This window comes from Caulobacter sp. GW821-FHT12D05, assembly GCF_058807295.1.
In genome coordinates, this window is record NZ_JBXAQO010000003.1 from 79,082 (window position 1) to 94,549 (window position 15,468).

Consider the following 15,468-nt stretch of genomic DNA (forward strand, 5'->3'; position numbering starts at 1 on the left):
GAACCCAAGCGGACTTGGCCACGGCGACGCCGCGCGAAACCGTCAGGCTCGGCTTGGGTCCCTGCTTTCGCGGGGATGAGCGGAATGGGGACAAGTTACTGGACCTTCGGCGGAGCAGCCGTGGGAGGCGTGCTGAAGTCCACGGTCGGCGCGCTCTGGGCGGCGGCCGAGGCCTGGAACAGCTGGGCCGGCTTCTGGCCACTGTAGAGGGTCTTGGCCCACAGCAGGCTGGGGAAGGTGCGCAGGGTCGTGTTGTACTTCTGGGCGGTCTCGTTGTAGTCGCGCCGCGCGATCGTGATGCGGTTCTCGGTGCCTTCCAGCTGGCTTTGCAGGGCCAGGAAGTTCTGGTTCGATTTCAGGTCCGGATACTGCTCCTGGATGACCATCAGGCGGCCAAGGACGCCCGACAGCTTGTCCTGGGCGGCGGCGTATTGCTGGAAGGCGGCCGGGTCGGTGATGGTCGAGGCGTCGACCTTCACTTGCGTGGCGCTGGCGCGCGCCTGGGTCACCTCGACCAGCACGCTCTTTTCCTGGGCCGCATAGCCCTTCACCGTCGCGACCAGGTTCGGCACCAGGTCGGCCCGGCGCTGATACTGGTTCTGCACCTCGGCCCAAGCGGTCTTGGTCGCCTCGTCCTGGGTGGGGATGGTGTTGATCCCGCAGCCGGCCAGGGTCGCCGGGATGGCGACGATCAGGGCCACGCGGGCTGCGTTACGAGCCAGACGGTTCATCAAATCCCTCCGCGAGAGCCTGCCCGCTTCGAAGAAGCGGATCAGCAGGCTCGTCCAACCAGAATGCGAACATGTATGCCCGCGTATCGCTGTTAGATAGCGAGCCTACCGGTACACGTGAGAGGGCGACAGATTAAACCTTGTCCATCTCGGCGCCCTAGGTTTGGGAGAAGGCGGCCTTGCGCGGACCCATGTAGCCGAACAGCCAGGCGGCCACCTTGCGCATCTGGATCTCTTCCGACCCTTCGGTGATCCGGTAGCGGCGGTGGTGGCGATAGATGTGCTCGAACGGCTTGTGGCGCGAATAGCCGATGCCGCCGTGGATCTGCATGGCCCGGTCGGCGGCCTCGCAGCACAGGCGGTTGGCCCAGTAGTTACACATCGAGACCTTGTCGGAGAGGCGCTTTTCGACCTCGACCTTGGACATCTGGTCCATCTCCCAGGCGGTCTTGCGGATCAGCAGGCGCAGCATCTCGGCCTGGGTCGACAACTCGACGATCGGGAACTGGATGGCCTGGTTCTCGGCCAGGGCCTTGCCGAACGGCTTGCGCGCGCGCGCGTACGCGATGCTTTCTTCTATGCAGAACACCGCCGCCCCCAGGCTGGAGGCCGCCTGGCGGATGCGGTTCTCGTGCACGAAGTGCTGGGCGATGGCGAGGCCGCCGCCTTCGGGGCCGAACATCGCCGACTCCGGGACCCAGACATTGGTGAAGCTGACCCGAGGGTGGTCGGTCGGCATGTTGAAGGTCCAGAGGTACTCCTCGATCTTCACGCCGGGGGCATGGGCCGGGACCAGCAGGGCGGTGATGCCGCGCGCGTCGCCGTCCTCGCCGCTGGTGCGGGCGAACAGGCAGCAGTGGGTGGCCGCATGCATGCCCGTGGTCCACATCTTCTGGCCGTTGATCCGCCAGCCGGCCTCGCCCTTGTGCTCTTCACGGACCGCGCGGGTCTCCATGAAGGTGGCGTCCGAGCCATGTTCGGGCTCCGTCAGCCCGAAGGTCGGACGGAAGGCGCCCTTGTCCAGCATGTCGGTGATCAGGTGCTGCTGGTCGGGCCGGCCGAAGTCGCGCAGCATCAGCACGAACGGATTGTTGCCGACGATCGAGTGCTCGTTCTGCAGGTCGTTGAACAGGCCCAGACCCTTGGACGCCAGGTGCTCGCGGATCACCGCCATCCAGAGGTTCGAGCCGTCCTTGCCGCCGTATTCCTTGGGCAGGGCGAAGCGGTAGTGACCCGCCTGGTCGGCCAGCTTGCGGGCCTTGGCCAGCAGCTCTTCCCACTCGTGGCGCGGCAGGCCGCCCATGTCCCAGTCGGTGCGGGCCCATTCACGGCGATGGTCGAAGAAGCGTTCGTTGTCGTCGCGCGCCTGCAGGGGCGCGATCTCCTTCTCGATGAAGGCGTCGAGCTCGCTCAGATACGCGGCCAGCTCCGGCGGCAGATGGAAGTCCATGGCAAAGCCTCCCTGCACACATCTTATGGTTATGTGGAGAGACTAAGCGCGACGCGCGGTCGCGGCCAACCGTGCCCCTTGGGAACACCGCCTTAACCAAGCAGGGCGTAGGGTTTCCGCCATGATCACCATGGCCGCCTTCGCGATCATCGGCGCCGCGCTCGGAGCTTTCGTCCGTCCGCGCCTGCTGGGCGTGCTGTTGCCGGCGCTGATCGCGGTCACGATCGAGGGCGGGGTCTACTGGGCCATCGGCGTGATGGATCACCAGCCCAACCGCGAAGTGCTGATCATGCGCCTGCAGGCGATCTTCGGCGACGACCTGATCAGCATGGCCGGCCCGATCGCCGCGGCCGCCATCGGCGGCGTGGTCGCCGGGGTGCTGGGCTTCTTCACCGACCCGAAGACCGAGTCGGTGCTGAGCGCCGAGGGCATCCAACGCCGCGTCGGCAAGGACGGCCGCTACGCCCGCGCCGAAGGCATGGTCCAGGACCGCGCCATCCACGCCAAGGCCGAAAGCCGGATCGACCAGATCCTGGGGCTCTGACGCGCGATCAGCGCCGCTTACTGGGCGGCCAGGCAAAGGCCTCGTCACGATTGTGCGCGCCGCGCCAGGATCGCACCCGCAATGTCGAGACCTCCAGCGTCATCACCCGGATGAGTTCGTCGGACGGCCTTGTGCCCGCAGACTGCAACCACTCACCGATGAACTGGCCATAGGTCAGGAGGCGTTCGTCCAGCAGGTCCTGGATATGGTCGAGGGCGTTGTCGTAGGCCTCGGGCGGCCATTCGAAATGGGCATGGGCGTAGTCGACGCCGATCGTGATCTCGTCGCGCTGGGTGGAGATCCACAGTGGCCCGTTCATGTCCGCCTCCGGCGGCGGCGGGACTTCCACCCAGAGATAGGCCTGCTCATCCGACTCCTTCACCTGGGCGTATCCGCGCCAGTCGGGGTGCGCGGCGAACAGTTCGCGCGCGAAGTCGTCGAACGGCGCTTCCAGGCGATCGATCTCCGCTTCCGTGAGGGTGGAAGGGGCCGCGCCGGGCAGGTGGCCGGTGATGCTGAAGCCGCCGCCCGGGACGCCGTCCAGCGGCAGCTTGCCCAGAGACCGTAGCCGATCGCGAAGGCTTAGGATGGACTGGTAGCTGGAGAGCTTGCTCTTGCGCGGGCGCTGGACGTAGGCGCAAAGGGAAAGGCGCTCGATCGCCAGGTAGGGCCGCCATCCCAGCTCGGCGAACGGCGCGCCATGCTCATCGAAGGTTTGCGGCGCTTCGACCTGTTCCTCGACCGCGCCGTCCACCCATTTGATCCAGAGTTGCAAAGGTGGGTCATGGGGCGCGAGCAGGGCGAAAACCTCACGCCATTTGAAATCGGACATCAGCGACGCGCGATAGTTTTCGCGGACGAGCCGCCGATAGGCCTGTGCGAGCTGCTGGGATTCCATCGGCCAAGTTTGGCAGAGAGGGCCGGGTCCGCAACCCACGCGCTCGCCGTTTCCGCGCGGGCCTCGCCGCGTTTCGCCAGGAATCTCTGTTTTCTGAATTATCGACGTATCGACGAAATTCCACTTGCGGAATTTCTGATCACTGATATCTAAGCGATGCTTAGTTCGGATCCGAAGCACCGGTGGGGATATCGGTGCGACACCCCAGATGGGGTGGCGAGATCCGGGCGGCAAGTGCACAGCTTATCGCCGATCAACGATCTAACTGCTTCCCCAACGTCGGAGGGCTTTCTGATGAAGCTCCGTACCCTGGCGGCTGCCGCCGCCTTCACCATGCTCGCCACCTCGGCCTTCGCCGATGGCCGTATCGCCGCCGCCCTGGACGCGCCGGTCGCGGCCAAGACCAAGGTCGTCGCCGGCGGCGCCGTCTTCGTCTGCGAAGGCGCCGAGTGCGTCTCGACCCAAGCCCCCTCGCGGGCGCTCACCGCGGTGGCCTGCAAGGCCCTCGCCAAGGAAGTGGGTCGCGTCGCGGCCTTCGGCGGCGAAACCAAGTCGCTGGACGCCGATGACCTGACCCGCTGCAACGCCTCGGCCAAGGGCGGTTCCGCCCTGGCCTCGGCTAAGTAAGAACACGTATCGCTTTACCTGAGACCAGACGCTTTTGGGGCCGCCGTTTCTCCGGCCCGTCTGGCTGTTTCCTCGAGCATTCGCCTGAACGGGGCGGCGGATTTATTCCGCCGCCTCTTTTCTTTTCCGGACGCGTGATTAGTTGACCGACATGGACACGAGCTTGGCCGCCCAGCTGGAAACCGTTCTGCGCAAGGCCGCGGGCGATGGGACGGCGTTGGCCTCGATGACCGTGGACTATGCCGGCGAGCCCGGCAGCGGCGTCCTGGAGCCCAAGGGCTGGGTCGAGCGGGCCACCCGCAGCCTGGTCTTCGCTCAAGGCGAACTGCGTCGCGCCGACGGCGCGCTGGCGGCTTCGGCCTCGGCTGTGTTCCGCCGCGCCGGAGACTGATCGCGCCCCTTTGGTTGCGACTGCGAAAGGCCCGTGTTATCAGGCGCGCGGCTTCGGACAGGGCGACGCGGACGCGTCGACCTTCCATGTGCTTTTTACAAGCGCGCTCAAGCCTTTAAGCCGCGATAAGGGTTAACCTTCTTGTTCGCGGCCATTTACAACGCACCGGGCGGATACCAAGTGGCGGACGAAACCAAGGCGACGGATGCGGGTCAGCGCTATGCGCAGTCCCTCTTCGAACTGACGATCGAGAACGGCAACCTGGCTAAGGTCGAGAGCGACCTTAAGAGCCTGAAGGCGATGATCGCCGACAGCGCCGACCTGCGCCGCCTGATCGCCAGCCCCGCCTTCACGGCCGAGGATAAGGGCAAGGGTCTCGTCGCCGTGGCCGTGAAGGCCAAGTTCGACCTGCTGACCACGAAGTTCCTGGGCCTGGTGGCCTCGAACGGCCGCACCGGCGACCTGCTGGGCGCCATCACCGCCTTCACCGAACTGTCGGCCAAGCACCGCGGCGTCGTCACCGCCGAGGTCGTCTCGGCCATCGCCCTGTCGGCCGCCCAGCTGAAGGGCGTGCAAACGGCCCTGGCTGAAGCGCTCGGCAAGACCCCCGAAGTTTCCACGCGCGTCGATCCGTCCCTGCTGGGCGGTCTGAAGGTGCGCGTCGGTTCGCGTCTCTTCGACGCTTCGCTCCGTTCGAAGCTCGATTCCCTGAAATTCGCCCTGAAGCGCGCTTAAGCCTTTAATTAAGCGCCTCGAAAAAAATTAGATCGCAGAGAGCCCAGAAGACCATGGACATCCGCGCCGCCGAGATTTCGGCCATCCTCAAGTCGCAGATCGCCAACTTCGGCGAAGAAGCCGCCGTTTCGGACGTCGGCCAAGTGCTGTCCGTCGGTGACGGCATCGCCCGCATCTACGGCCTGGACAACGTCCAAGCCGGTGAAATGCTGGAATTCCCGAAGGCCGGCGTGAAGGGCATGGCCCTGAACCTCGAGCGCGACAATGTCGGCGCCGTGATCTTCGGCGCTGACGCCGAGATCAAGGAAGGCGACGAAGTCCGCCGCCTGGGCGAAATCGTCGACGTGCCGGTCGGCCGTGGCCTGCTGGGCCGCGTCGTCAACCCGCTGGGCGAGCCGATCGACGGCAAGGGCCCGATCCAGTTCACCGAGCGTCGCCGCGTCGACGTCAAGGCTCCGGGCATCATCCCGCGCAAGTCGGTGCACGAGCCCGTGCAGACCGGCCTGAAGTCGATCGACACCCTGATCCCGGTCGGCCGTGGCCAGCGCGAGCTGATCATCGGTGACCGTCAGACCGGCAAGACCGCCGTCGCCATCGACACCATCCTGAACCAGAAGGCCGCCAACGCCGGCAAGGACGAGAGCGCCAAGCTCTACTGCGTCTACGTCGCCATCGGCCAGAAGCGCTCGACCGTCGCCCAGATCGTCAAGACCCTGGAAGAGCACGGCGCCCTGGAATACACGATCGTCGTCGTCGCCTCGGCCTCGGAGCCGGCTCCGCTGCAATACCTGGCTCCGTTCTCGGGCTGCGCCATGGGCGAGTGGTTCCGCGACAACGGCCTGCACGGCCTGATCATCTATGACGATCTGTCCAAGCAAGCCGTCGCCTACCGCCAGATGTCGCTGCTGCTGCGCCGCCCGCCGGGCCGCGAAGCCTATCCGGGCGACGTGTTCTATCTGCACTCGCGCCTGCTGGAACGCGCCGCGAAGCTGAACGAAGACAACGGTTCGGGCTCGCTGACGGCGCTGCCGATCATCGAAACCCAGGCCAACGACGTGTCGGCCTACATCCCGACCAACGTGATCTCGATCACCGACGGCCAGATCTTCCTGGAAACCGACCTGTTCTATCAGGGCATCCGCCCGGCCGTGAACGTCGGCATCTCGGTGTCGCGCGTCGGCTCGTCGGCCCAGATCAAGGCCATGAAGCAAGTCGCCGGTCCGATTAAGGGCGAACTCGCCCAGTATCGTGAAATGGCCGCCTTCGCGAAGTTCGGCTCGGACCTGGACGCCTCGACCCAGAAGATGCTGGCCCGCGGCGAACGCCTGACCGAGCTGCTGAAGCAGCCGCAATACGCCCCGCAATCGGTCGAAGAGCAGGTCTGCGTGATCTACGCCGGCACGCGCGGCTATCTGGACAAGATCCCGACCTCGTCGGTTCGCCGTTTCGAGACCGAGTTCCTGGCCCGTCTGCACAGCGCCCATAAGGACTTGCTTGACGGCATCCGCACCAAGAAGGCCCTCGACAAGGACCTGGAAGCGTCGCTGAAGAGCGCGCTCGACAGCTTCTCGTCGACCTTCGCTTAAGTCCCTCGGAACCGCTCGGAGAGAGTAGCGCCGAATGGCCAGCTTGAAGGAAATGCGCAATCGGATCTCGAGCGTCAAAGCGACGCAAAAGATCACGAAAGCGATGCAGATGGTGGCAGCCGCCAAGCTGCGCCGGAGCCAGGACGCGGCTGAAGCCGCTCGTCCGTACGCTCGGCGTCTGGCTTCGGTCATCGCCAATCTCGCGGCCGGCGTGTCGGGCGACGGGGCTCCGGCCCTGCTGACCGGCACCGGTCGTGACGACCGCCACCTGATCGTCGTCGCGGCGGCCGATCGCGGCCTCGCCGGCGGCTTCACCTCGTCGATCGTGCGGGCCGCGCGCCAGCACATCGACGGCCTGATCGCCCAGGGCAAGGACGTCAAGATCGTCTGCGTCGGCAAGAAGGTCTCGGCTCAGCTGAAGCGCCCGTACGGCGACAAGGTTGTCGAGAACTTCGACCTGTCGGCCTACCGCCAGTTCACCCTGTCGGTCGCCCAGCCGATCGCCGACGTCGTCACGCGCCTGTATGAAGCCGGCGACATCGACATCGTCACGCTGTTCTACAGCCGCTTCAAGTCGGTGGTCATCCAGACCCCGACCGCGCTGCAGCTGATCCCGGCGACCGTCGAAGGCGTGGAAGCGCCGACCGGCCCGACGGCGGTCTACGAGTACGAGCCCTCGGAAGAGGCCATTCTCGAGACCCTGCTGCCGCGCAACCTGACGGTTCAGATCCTGTCGGCCCTGCTGGACAACATGGCCGGCTTCTACGCCAGCCAGATGACCGCGATGGACAACGCCACGCGCAACGCCGGCGACATGATCAAGCGCTACACCCTCGAGTACAATCGTTCCCGCCAGGCCCAGATCACCAAAGAGCTGATCGAGATCATCTCCGGCGCAGAAGCCGTCTGATCTAGCCTAACGACACAAGCACGCAGAGACCGAAAGACCGCACGCCATGGCCAAGACCCCCGCTGCAAAGCCGGCGACCGCCGCCGCCAAGACGCCCGCCGCCCCCAAGGCTGCGGCTGCTCCGAAGGCTGCCGCCACGAAGGCTCCGGCCGCCGCTAAGGCTCCCGCCGCCAAGAAGCCGGCCGCCCCGAAGGCCGCCGCTCCCAAGGCTCCGGCCACGAACCTGGATGGCGCCACCGGCCGCCTCGTCCAGATCATCGGCGCCGTCGTCGACATCGAGTTCACCGGCGAGCTGCCGGCGATCCTGAACGCCGTCGAGACCACCAACACCGCCACCGGCCAGCGCCTGGTGTTCGAAGTCGCCCAGCACCTGGGCCAGAACACCGTCCGCGCCATCGCCATGGACGCCACTGAAGGTCTGGTCCGCGGCCAGCCCGTCCGTGACACCGGCGAGTCGATCCGCGTTCCGGTCGGTCCGGGCACCCTGGGCCGCATCATGAACGTCATCGGCGAGCCGATCGACGAGCAGGGCCCGATCCAGTCGACCCTGTCGCGCCCGATCCACCGCGACGCCCCGACCTTCGCCGAGCAGACCAACACCGCTGAAGTGCTGGTCACGGGCATCAAGGTCATCGACTTGATGTGCCCCTACACCAAGGGCGGCAAGATCGGCCTGTTCGGCGGCGCCGGCGTCGGCAAGACCGTGACGATGCAGGAACTGATCAACAACATCGCCAAGGCTTACGGCGGTTACTCGGTTCTGGCCGGCGTGGGTGAACGCACCCGCGAAGGCAACGACCTGTATCACGAGATGATCGAGTCGAACGTCAACGTCGACCCGAAGGCCAACAACGGCTCGACCGAAGGCTCGCGCTGCGCCCTGGTCTACGGCCAGATGAACGAACCCCCGGGCGCCCGCGCCCGCGTGGCTCTGACCGGCCTGTCGATCGCGGAATACTTCCGTGACGAAGAAGGCAAGGACGTGCTGCTGTTCGTCGACAACATCTTCCGCTTCACCCAAGCCGGCGCCGAAGTGTCGGCTCTGCTGGGCCGCATCCCCTCGGCCGTGGGCTATCAGCCCACCCTGGCCACCGAGATGGGCAACCTGCAGGAGCGCATCACCTCGACGAACAAGGGCTCGATCACCTCGGTCCAGGCCATCTACGTCCCGGCCGATGACTTGACCGACCCGGCGCCCGCCGCCTCGTTCGCCCACTTGGACGCCACCACCGTTCTGTCGCGCGACATCGCCGCCCAGGCCATCTTCCCCGCCGTCGATCCGCTGGACTCGACCTCGCGGATCATGGACCCGCTGGTCATCGGTGAAGAGCACTACACGGTCGCCCGTCGCGTTCAGGAAGTCCTGCAGCAGTACAAGTCGCTGAAGGACATTATCGCCATCCTGGGCATGGACGAGCTGTCGGAAGACGACAAGCTGGTCGTGTCGCGCGCTCGCAAGATCTCGCGCTTCCTGTCGCAGCCGTTCCACGTCGCCGAGCAGTTCACCAACACGCCGGGCGCCTTCGTCCAGCTGAAGGACACGATCCGCTCGTTCAAGGGCATCGTGGACGGTGAGTACGATCACCTGCCGGAAGGCGCTTTCTACATGGTCGGCGCGATCGAAGAAGCCGTGGCCAAGGCCGAAAAGATGGCGGCGGAAGCCTAATGACCGAAGACGCCGATCTGGGCCAATTCTGCTGCGACGAACTGGCGGAAGCGGTGTCTCCGGACGCCAGCGCCAGCCTCATCGAGCATGACAGCGGCCTGATCCTGCTGAACCTCGGCGAACGCGAGGAAGAGGGCGAAACGGGCGTGGTGCTGGCCACCATCCGCTTCTGCCCCTTCTGCGGCACCGAGATCCAGACCGACGAAGACATCGAGGCCGCCCTGGGCGACGTCGAGGAGACCTTCAACTGATGGCCAAGCTGCACTTCTCTCTGGTCGCCCCCGAGCGTGAACTGTTCTCCGGCGACGTGGACCTGGTCCAGGCCCCGGGCTCGGAAGGCGACTTCGGCGTCCTGGCCGGCCACGCCCCGTTCATGACCACCCTGCGCGAAGGCAAGGTGACCGTGAAGGACGGCGCGACGACCAAGGTGTTCGATATCCAAGGCGGGTTCGCGGATGTGGGGCCCGATGGCCTGACCATCCTGGCCGAACACGCCGTCGAAGCGGCCTAGATTCGGGTCGCCCGTACGCTTCTGAAACGCCCTCGTTCCACCCGGATCGGGGGCGTTTTCGTATCTCTCTCGTGCCTGTTTCGTCTCTGGCGCGAAAAAATTACACTTGTGACCCAATCTCCGCCTCAATCGGTAGCCATAAGGGTTGCGAGGGATCGTCTGTCGGTTTTAATGCCGACCTCTCGTCTTGTTGGGGATAACCAGCCTATGCGCCTTGCGCTCGTCAGCCTGATCGCCCTCGGCGCGGTCTCGACCGCCGCCGTTGCCCAGGAAACTGCTCCGGCTCCTGCCGCCGCTCCCGCCGCTGCTCCGGCTCCGGCCCAAACCGCTCCGGCAGCGCCGGCTGATCAAGCTGCTCCGCCCGTCGCCGCGCCGGCCGCTGGCGCCGCTCCGGCCGAGACCTACACCGCTCCGGTCCGTGGTCCGCGCACCACCGACCCGCTGTCGGTCCGCCTGATGGACGTGCTGGACAAGGTCTGCAAGCCGTCGGTCGCTGGCGGCGACTTCGCCCAGTTGGTCAAGGACTACGGCTTCAAGAAGAAGAAGGAACAGTGGGTCCTGGCTCTGGAGAAGCCCTACAACATCACCCTGGACAACCCGGGCTCGAACAAGAACGTCTGCACGATCACCATCGACTATTCGCAGACCCCCGAGCAGGCCCAGGAACTGGCCAACGCCCTGCACGACTACGCCACCTGGGAAAACAGCCCGCAGCTGCGCCTGATCCGCAACGACCAGACGGTCGCCAGCGACTATCGCCGCTTCACCGTGTCGTGGGACGACGCCTGGGCCGGCGGCCACGCCGGTCTGGTGTTCATGCGCCTGAAGAAGACCGACGAGACCTCGGTCGGCAAGAACTTCGAGCGCGCCCAGGTCCTGTACAGCACGACCAGCCGCTAAGGCTCGCCTTGCCCCTCGCGGGCATGGGCTCTATTTAAGCGAGGCGCGGGGGACGACCCCCGCGCCTTTTGCTTTTTGCGAATGCTGATTGTCCGGGGACGACCCCACCTTTTTAGGAAAAGGGGCTCGTCATGGCCTGGATCATTCTCTTCATCGCTGGACTGTTCGAAATCGGTTGGGCCGTCGGCCTGAAATACACCGAGGGCTTCACCAAGCTCGTCCCCACGGTGCTCACGGGCGTCAGCTTGGTGCTGTCCATGGGCCTGCTGGGCTGGGCCGTGAAGACCCTGCCGCTGGGCACGGCCTATGCCGTCTGGACGGGCGTGGGCGCGGTCGGCACGGCCATCGTCGGCATCGTGCTGTTCAAGGAGCCGGCGACCGCCGCGCGGCTGGTCTGCCTGGGCCTGATCGTGGCCGGCATCCTGGGGCTGAAGGTGTTCAGTTCAGGCAGCGCGGCCTAAGCCGCGGCGCGGTCTTCGGCGCTGATGAAGTCGAGGCAGCGCTGGGCGACGTTTTCCCAGCCAGGTTCCCCGGGCAGCCAGTGGCTCATCTCGGGGAACACCTCGACGCTTCCGCCCAGGCGCGCGGCCGTCTGGCGGACCGTGGCCGGCGGGTGGATCACGTCCTGGCCGCCGGCGATGGCCAGCACCGGGCAGCCGGGGGCGGAGACTGACGTCGTCATGAACGGGTCCAGCCACCAGTTCAGCGTCTCCCACAGCGCCCGGCCGCTCTCGGCCGTCATGCGGGCGAAGATCGCCTTGCGCTCGGGGCGGGCCAGCTTGTCGACGCTGTAGCGGCGTACGACGCCGTAGTCGGGCGCGATGGCCTGCAGCCAGTAGGGACCGAAGGTGTAGAGGCTGACGGCCGACACGGCCTCTTCCAGGCTCGCGCCTGAGACGCCCCAGGGCGCCGAGGGGGCCAGCAGGATCAGCTTGGAAATCTTGGCGCGCGAGGCGGCCATCTGGGCGACCAGGCCGCCCATCGAGTGGCCGATCAGGATCGGCGGCGTCTCGCAGGTCTGGGCCAACTGGGCGATCTGGCGGGCGTAGTCGGTCATCGACACGCCGGCGGCGCTGCTGTGGCCGTCATGACCGATCAGGTCGGGCGTCAGCACACGATGACCCGCCGCCTCGAAGGGCTGGCGGAAAGCGTCGAAGGTCCAGCCGCCGCAAAAAGCGCCGTGGACCATGATCACGGGTGCGCGCATGGACGCCCTAGATAAACCCCGCCGACGAAGCAGCCGGCGGGGTTCAGCCTACACTTACTTCGCGGGCTTGGGCGAGGTTTTGGCGGGCGCCTTTGTCGCAGGCTTCTTGGCGGCCGCGGGGGCCTTTGCGGCGGCCGCCTTAGGCGCGGCGGCCGGCTTGGCAGCGGCCTTCGGGGCGGCGGCAGCCTTGGGAGCAGCAGCGGCCTTGGCCGGAGCCTTAGCCGCCGGCTTGGCGGCCGGAGCGGCCTTGGCGGGCGCGGCGGCTTTCGGAGCAGCCTTCGCGGCGGGCTTGGCGGCGGCCTTCGGGGCCGGAGCAGCCTCGGCCTTGGCTTTCGCCGGAGCCTTGGCGGCGGGCGCCTTGGCCGGAGCGGCAGCGGCCTTCTTCGGCGCAGGCGCGGCCTTCTCGGCGGCCGGCTTAGCAGCGGCTTTCGGGGCGACCTTGGCGGCCGGAGCCTTCGCAGCAGGAGCCTTGGCCGGCGCGGCGGCCTTGGGCTTGGCTTCAGCCTTCGGCTTCGGCGCGGCCTTAGCAGCCGGCGCCTTGGCGGCGGGAGCCGGCGCCGGCGTGGGGGCCGGAGTCGGAGCCGGGGTCGCCGCGACCGGGGCCGGTTCGGCCGCCTTTACGGGTTCCGGGGTGGGAGCGGGCGCGGGAGCCGGGGTCGGTTCCGGCTTCGGTGCGGGAGCGGGCGTCGGAGCCGCCGCAGCGGGAGCCGCTGGCGTCTGCTTCTTGCCGCTCAGCCAGTCGATCAGGTCGGAGAGGATGCTCATCGTGTTCGGCTCATCTATGAGGTAATGGGCGTTGTGGGGGTATTCGCGGTAGTCGGCGCCGGCGTACTTCTTGCCGACGAGGCGGACGTCCTCGACGGGTGTCGTACGATCCAGCGCGCCCGCCATCACCAGCACCGGCACGGTGACCTTGCTGGCGTCGACATGGGCGGTCTTGTGGGGGTCCTTGTGCGGCCAGGCCAGGTCGGCCAGCACCTGTCCGCTGTCATAGACCATCTTGGCGTAGAGGCCGTCGTGGCGCTCGGCCGGCACGGCGTTCATGACGCCGAACTTGAAGCCCGTCTTCCACATCTTGCCCGCCTTGGTCTCGGGCTTGGATTGCAGGGCCATGTTCAAAAAGGTGAAGACCGGCGTCAGCTTCGGCTTGCCGCGCGCGTCGGCTGGCGAGCCGGGCGCGAACAGGGCGATGGCGGCGGCGTGGCCGGCCTCGGCGATCTTCTGGGCGATCAGGCCGCCCATCGAGTGGCCGATGACGATCGGTTTGGCGCCGCCATTTTCCTTGGCCAGGGTCTGGGCCAGGGCGCTCATCTCGGCGACGTAGTCGGCCAGGGTCAGGCCGGCCAGGCCCGCGCGGGGACCTTCGACCGTACGCACGGCCGAGCGGATTGTGGGGGCCACGACGCGATAGCCCTCGGCGCGCAGACGTGCGGCGACAGGGTCCCAAACGTCCCCCGCGCACCCGTAGCCGTGAATTAGCAGAACCGTATCCGCCATACCGTTCTCCCCCGCGCCACAGCGCCAGATCAGACGCCGCGCGCGTACCCCGCGAAGGCGGCGACCACTGCTTCGTAGACGCCACGCTTGAAGGGTACGATCAGTTCGGGCGTTTCGTCGAGCCTGCCCCATTTCCAGGCGTCGAACTCGATGTGTTCATCCGCTTCCAGATCGATCTCGGACTCCTCGCCGATGAAGCGATAGGCGAACCAGACCTGCTTCTGACCAAGCCACCCACGCGAGTGTTTCTTGTCGGCCAGGATCTCGGGCGGAAAGTCGTAGGCGATCCAGCCCTCGGTGCGGCCCAGCAGTTCGACGGAGCTGACGCCGGTCTCTTCGGCCAGCTCGCGACGGGCGGCGGCTTCAAGGTCCTCGCCGTCGTCGACCCCGCCCTGCGGGAACTGCCAGTTGTACGGCGGCGCCTGTCGATAGCGCCGGCCCAGCCACACCCGGCCATCCTTGTGGAACAGGACGACGCCGACATTGGGACGATGCTTGGGATACTCACGCTCGGTCATGTCGAGCGTTGTTCCACGACTTGTCGTGGTGCGCCAGTTTTACCGGTGGGCGAGCGCCGAAGCGGGGGCCAGTTGCAGGCCACGCGCCTGCAGGCCGGCGGCCCAGATGCGCACCTGGGTGATGGTCACCGGATAGGCGAAGCCCGAGCCCAGCGATTGGCCGCGACCGGCCGCGCCGTTCTCCAGCGCCTTCAGCTGGCTGTCGATGGCGCCGGCCGACAGCTCGTCGTCGATCACCCGGTCGGCCGAGGCGCGGGGGATCGGACCGGCGCGACGCGCGGCTAGGCCGTCGTCGACAAAGGCCAGGCCACGGGCCTTCAGCACGGCGTTGAAGGTGTTCATCGCCTGGTCGTTGTCGACGAAGCGGGCCCCCAGATAGTTCGACAGGCCGAAATAGCCGGTGGCGCGCGACATCAGCCATTCCAGCTTGCGCACGGTGTCTTCGGGCCGATTGGCGGCAATCAGGGTGTAGGGGCCCGGATCGTTGGCCGGATAGTCGGCCGGCTCCATCGGGGTCTCGAGCAGCACCTCGTGGCCGTGGGCGCGGGCCAGGTCGATCCAGCCTTGCAGGCCCTCGGCATAGGGCGCGAACGACAGGGTAATCTCGCCCGGCAGGGTCTCGATCGCCGCGCGGGTCGTCTGGGCGTTGAGGCCCAGACCCCCGATGACCACCGACACCTTGGGGCGGCCATTGGGCTGGAACGGACGGGCATAGGCTTCAGCCGCCGTACGGCCATCCGCGCCGATGATCGGCAGCGGGCCGCCGCCCGGACCGGGCGCGGTCAAGCCAGCGATCGGGGCCTGGGCCAGGCCCGGACCCTGTTGGACCGGCGGCAGGTTGGCCAGGCCCTCGGCGGGCGGGGCTTCGGGCTCGGCGGCCGGCGGGGCGAACGGATTGCGCGACAGGCCCAGTTGGCCGGGGACCAGCTCGGCCTCGTGGGCGGGATCGCCGCCCAGCGCCTCGCGCCAGCCTTCGGGAATGTTCTTGGTCGCGCCGATCTTGGTCAGCGGCAGGCGAATCACCGGCGAGCCGGCGTGCGGGTCGCTGGTGATCAGCACCAGGGTCGCCAGCGAGGCCAGGAACAGCACGGCCGCGCCGCTGGCGGCGATATAGGGATTGCTGACGGCCGCCATCAGCTTGGCGCGCAGGTCGCCGGTCCCGCCCGAAGCGGGCGCGGCGGCGGCATAGGCGGGCTTGCGCGAGAAGGTGACGGCCATGACCCGCTCAGGCTAGTCGGGAAGCTTCGAAGATATGGTTAACGAGATGCTGCCAAACCGCGTCGGCGGCGCGGCGCGA

18 protein-coding genes are annotated in these 15,468 nt (G+C 67.0%); 11 read left to right on the plus strand and 7 right to left on the minus strand.

The genetic code is table 11. The features are described 5' to 3' along the window. Positions 1-95: 95 nt before the first annotated feature. Both AC1RRR_RS13145 and AC1RRR_RS13150 read right to left on the minus strand, forming a co-directional pair. A complete protein-coding gene (locus tag AC1RRR_RS13145) occupies positions 96-731 on the minus strand; it encodes a LemA family protein (RefSeq protein WP_492813692.1) in 636 nt (211 codons plus the stop codon). A gap of 157 nt (positions 732-888) precedes the next feature. Further along, entirely contained in the window at positions 889-2,181 is a 1,293-nt protein-coding gene (locus tag AC1RRR_RS13150) for an acyl-CoA dehydrogenase family protein (RefSeq protein ID WP_492813694.1), read from the minus strand. Positions 2,182-2,302: 121 nt separating this feature from the next. On the opposite strand from AC1RRR_RS13150, the gene AC1RRR_RS13155 reads away from it, so the two are divergent. Continuing rightward, the gene (locus tag AC1RRR_RS13155) at positions 2,303-2,725 is read left to right on the plus strand and encodes a hypothetical protein (protein ID WP_492813696.1); all 423 of its coding nucleotides are present in this window, start codon (positions 2,303-2,305) and stop codon (positions 2,723-2,725) included. A gap of 7 nt (positions 2,726-2,732) precedes the next feature. On the opposite strand, the gene AC1RRR_RS13160 is transcribed toward AC1RRR_RS13155, so the two are convergent. Then, positions 2,733-3,623: a hypothetical protein gene (locus tag AC1RRR_RS13160; RefSeq protein ID WP_492813698.1), complete on the minus strand. Its 891-nt coding sequence runs from the start codon at positions 3,621-3,623 to the stop codon at positions 2,733-2,735. A gap of 294 nt (positions 3,624-3,917) precedes the next feature. On the opposite strand from AC1RRR_RS13160, the gene AC1RRR_RS13165 reads away from it, so the two are divergent. The 10 genes from AC1RRR_RS13165 to sugE all read left to right on the plus strand — a co-directional run bounded on the left by AC1RRR_RS13165 (position 3,918) and on the right by sugE (position 11,410). Beyond that, complete coding sequence (locus AC1RRR_RS13165; protein ID WP_291874846.1) at positions 3,918-4,250, plus strand: DUF8200 family protein; 333 nt, start codon at positions 3,918-3,920, stop codon at positions 4,248-4,250. A gap of 151 nt (positions 4,251-4,401) precedes the next feature. Further along, positions 4,402-4,641, plus strand: a complete 240-nt coding sequence (locus AC1RRR_RS13170; protein ID WP_492813700.1) for a hotdog family protein — start codon at positions 4,402-4,404, stop codon at positions 4,639-4,641. Between the two features lie 180 nt (positions 4,642-4,821). Continuing rightward, on the plus strand, positions 4,822-5,376 hold the full coding sequence (locus AC1RRR_RS13175; protein ID WP_492813702.1) for a F0F1 ATP synthase subunit delta: 555 nt from the start codon (positions 4,822-4,824) through the stop codon (positions 5,374-5,376). A 53-nt stretch (positions 5,377-5,429) separates the two neighbouring features. Beyond that, positions 5,430-6,962 carry a F0F1 ATP synthase subunit alpha gene (gene atpA / locus AC1RRR_RS13180; protein ID WP_492813704.1) on the plus strand — a complete coding sequence of 511 codons (1,533 nt, stop codon included), beginning with the start codon at positions 5,430-5,432 and terminating at the stop codon, positions 6,960-6,962. A 34-nt stretch (positions 6,963-6,996) separates the two neighbouring features. Next, positions 6,997-7,872 (plus strand): F0F1 ATP synthase subunit gamma, encoded by an 876-nt coding sequence (locus AC1RRR_RS13185; RefSeq protein WP_492813705.1) that lies wholly within the window; start codon positions 6,997-6,999, stop codon positions 7,870-7,872. A gap of 46 nt (positions 7,873-7,918) precedes the next feature. Continuing rightward, positions 7,919-9,538 (plus strand): F0F1 ATP synthase subunit beta, encoded by a 1,620-nt coding sequence (atpD, locus tag AC1RRR_RS13190; RefSeq protein ID WP_492813707.1) that lies wholly within the window; start codon positions 7,919-7,921, stop codon positions 9,536-9,538. Next, positions 9,538-9,789, plus strand: coding sequence for a hypothetical protein (locus AC1RRR_RS13195; protein WP_492813709.1), 252 nt, complete (start codon positions 9,538-9,540; stop codon positions 9,787-9,789). Before atpD ends, AC1RRR_RS13195 begins: the two co-directional genes overlap by 1 nt. After that, positions 9,789-10,049 carry an ATP synthase F1 subunit epsilon gene (locus AC1RRR_RS13200; protein ID WP_004621865.1) on the plus strand — a complete coding sequence of 87 codons (261 nt, stop codon included), beginning with the start codon at positions 9,789-9,791 and terminating at the stop codon, positions 10,047-10,049. Before AC1RRR_RS13195 ends, AC1RRR_RS13200 begins: the two co-directional genes overlap by 1 nt. A gap of 171 nt (positions 10,050-10,220) precedes the next feature. Continuing rightward, on the plus strand, positions 10,221-10,949 hold the full coding sequence (locus AC1RRR_RS13205) for a hypothetical protein (RefSeq protein ID WP_492813710.1): 729 nt from the start codon (positions 10,221-10,223) through the stop codon (positions 10,947-10,949). 131 nt (positions 10,950-11,080) lie between these two features. Beyond that, positions 11,081-11,410, plus strand: coding sequence for a quaternary ammonium compound efflux SMR transporter SugE (sugE, locus tag AC1RRR_RS13210; protein ID WP_492813712.1), 330 nt, complete (start codon positions 11,081-11,083; stop codon positions 11,408-11,410). Here sugE and AC1RRR_RS13215 read toward each other — a convergent pair. The 4 genes from AC1RRR_RS13215 to AC1RRR_RS13230 are packed head-to-tail and all read right to left on the minus strand — an operon-like array spanning position 11,407 to position 15,389. Further along, positions 11,407-12,156, minus strand: a complete 750-nt coding sequence (locus AC1RRR_RS13215; RefSeq protein ID WP_492813714.1) for an alpha/beta hydrolase — start codon at positions 12,154-12,156, stop codon at positions 11,407-11,409. The two genes, sugE and AC1RRR_RS13215, sit on opposite strands and share 4 nt — an antisense overlap. Before the next feature lie 54 nt (positions 12,157-12,210). Further along, on the minus strand, positions 12,211-13,653 hold the full coding sequence (locus tag AC1RRR_RS13220; RefSeq protein WP_492813715.1) for an alpha/beta hydrolase: 1,443 nt from the start codon (positions 13,651-13,653) through the stop codon (positions 12,211-12,213). Positions 13,654-13,682: 29 nt separating this feature from the next. Continuing rightward, a complete protein-coding gene (locus AC1RRR_RS13225) occupies positions 13,683-14,171 on the minus strand; it encodes an RNA pyrophosphohydrolase (protein ID WP_492813717.1) in 489 nt (162 codons plus the stop codon). A 39-nt stretch (positions 14,172-14,210) separates the two neighbouring features. Then, complete coding sequence (locus tag AC1RRR_RS13230; protein WP_492813719.1) at positions 14,211-15,389, minus strand: divergent polysaccharide deacetylase family protein; 1,179 nt, start codon at positions 15,387-15,389, stop codon at positions 14,211-14,213. Between the last annotated feature and the right edge of the window lie 79 nt (positions 15,390-15,468).

What these genes read in the sequence shown, in the direction of transcription:
- AC1RRR_RS13145 (WP_492813692.1), bottom strand. Translation starts at nt 731, where the DNA reads ATGAACCGTCTGGCTCGTAACGCAGCCCGCGTGGCCCTGATCGTCGCC.
- AC1RRR_RS13150 (WP_492813694.1), bottom strand. Translation starts at nt 2,181, where the DNA reads ATGGACTTCCATCTGCCGCCGGAGCTGGCCGCGTATCTGAGCGAGCTC.
- AC1RRR_RS13155 (WP_492813696.1), top strand. Translation starts at nt 2,303, where the DNA reads ATGATCACCATGGCCGCCTTCGCGATCATCGGCGCCGCGCTCGGAGCT.
- AC1RRR_RS13160 (WP_492813698.1), bottom strand. Translation starts at nt 3,623, where the DNA reads ATGGAATCCCAGCAGCTCGCACAGGCCTATCGGCGGCTCGTCCGCGAA.
- AC1RRR_RS13165 (WP_291874846.1), top strand. Translation starts at nt 3,918, where the DNA reads ATGAAGCTCCGTACCCTGGCGGCTGCCGCCGCCTTCACCATGCTCGCC.
- AC1RRR_RS13170 (WP_492813700.1), top strand. Translation starts at nt 4,402, where the DNA reads ATGGACACGAGCTTGGCCGCCCAGCTGGAAACCGTTCTGCGCAAGGCC.
- atpA (WP_492813704.1), top strand. Translation starts at nt 5,430, where the DNA reads ATGGACATCCGCGCCGCCGAGATTTCGGCCATCCTCAAGTCGCAGATC.
- AC1RRR_RS13185 (WP_492813705.1), top strand. Translation starts at nt 6,997, where the DNA reads ATGGCCAGCTTGAAGGAAATGCGCAATCGGATCTCGAGCGTCAAAGCG.
- atpD (WP_492813707.1), top strand. Translation starts at nt 7,919, where the DNA reads ATGGCCAAGACCCCCGCTGCAAAGCCGGCGACCGCCGCCGCCAAGACG.
- AC1RRR_RS13195 (WP_492813709.1), top strand. Translation starts at nt 9,538, where the DNA reads ATGACCGAAGACGCCGATCTGGGCCAATTCTGCTGCGACGAACTGGCG.
- AC1RRR_RS13200 (WP_004621865.1), top strand. Translation starts at nt 9,789, where the DNA reads ATGGCCAAGCTGCACTTCTCTCTGGTCGCCCCCGAGCGTGAACTGTTC.
- AC1RRR_RS13205 (WP_492813710.1), top strand. Translation starts at nt 10,221, where the DNA reads ATGCCGACCTCTCGTCTTGTTGGGGATAACCAGCCTATGCGCCTTGCG.
- sugE (WP_492813712.1), top strand. Translation starts at nt 11,081, where the DNA reads ATGGCCTGGATCATTCTCTTCATCGCTGGACTGTTCGAAATCGGTTGG.
- AC1RRR_RS13215 (WP_492813714.1), bottom strand. Translation starts at nt 12,156, where the DNA reads ATGCGCGCACCCGTGATCATGGTCCACGGCGCTTTTTGCGGCGGCTGG.
- AC1RRR_RS13220 (WP_492813715.1), bottom strand. Translation starts at nt 13,653, where the DNA reads ATGGCGGATACGGTTCTGCTAATTCACGGCTACGGGTGCGCGGGGGAC.
- AC1RRR_RS13225 (WP_492813717.1), bottom strand. Translation starts at nt 14,171, where the DNA reads ATGACCGAGCGTGAGTATCCCAAGCATCGTCCCAATGTCGGCGTCGTC.
- AC1RRR_RS13230 (WP_492813719.1), bottom strand. Translation starts at nt 15,389, where the DNA reads ATGGCCGTCACCTTCTCGCGCAAGCCCGCCTATGCCGCCGCCGCGCCC.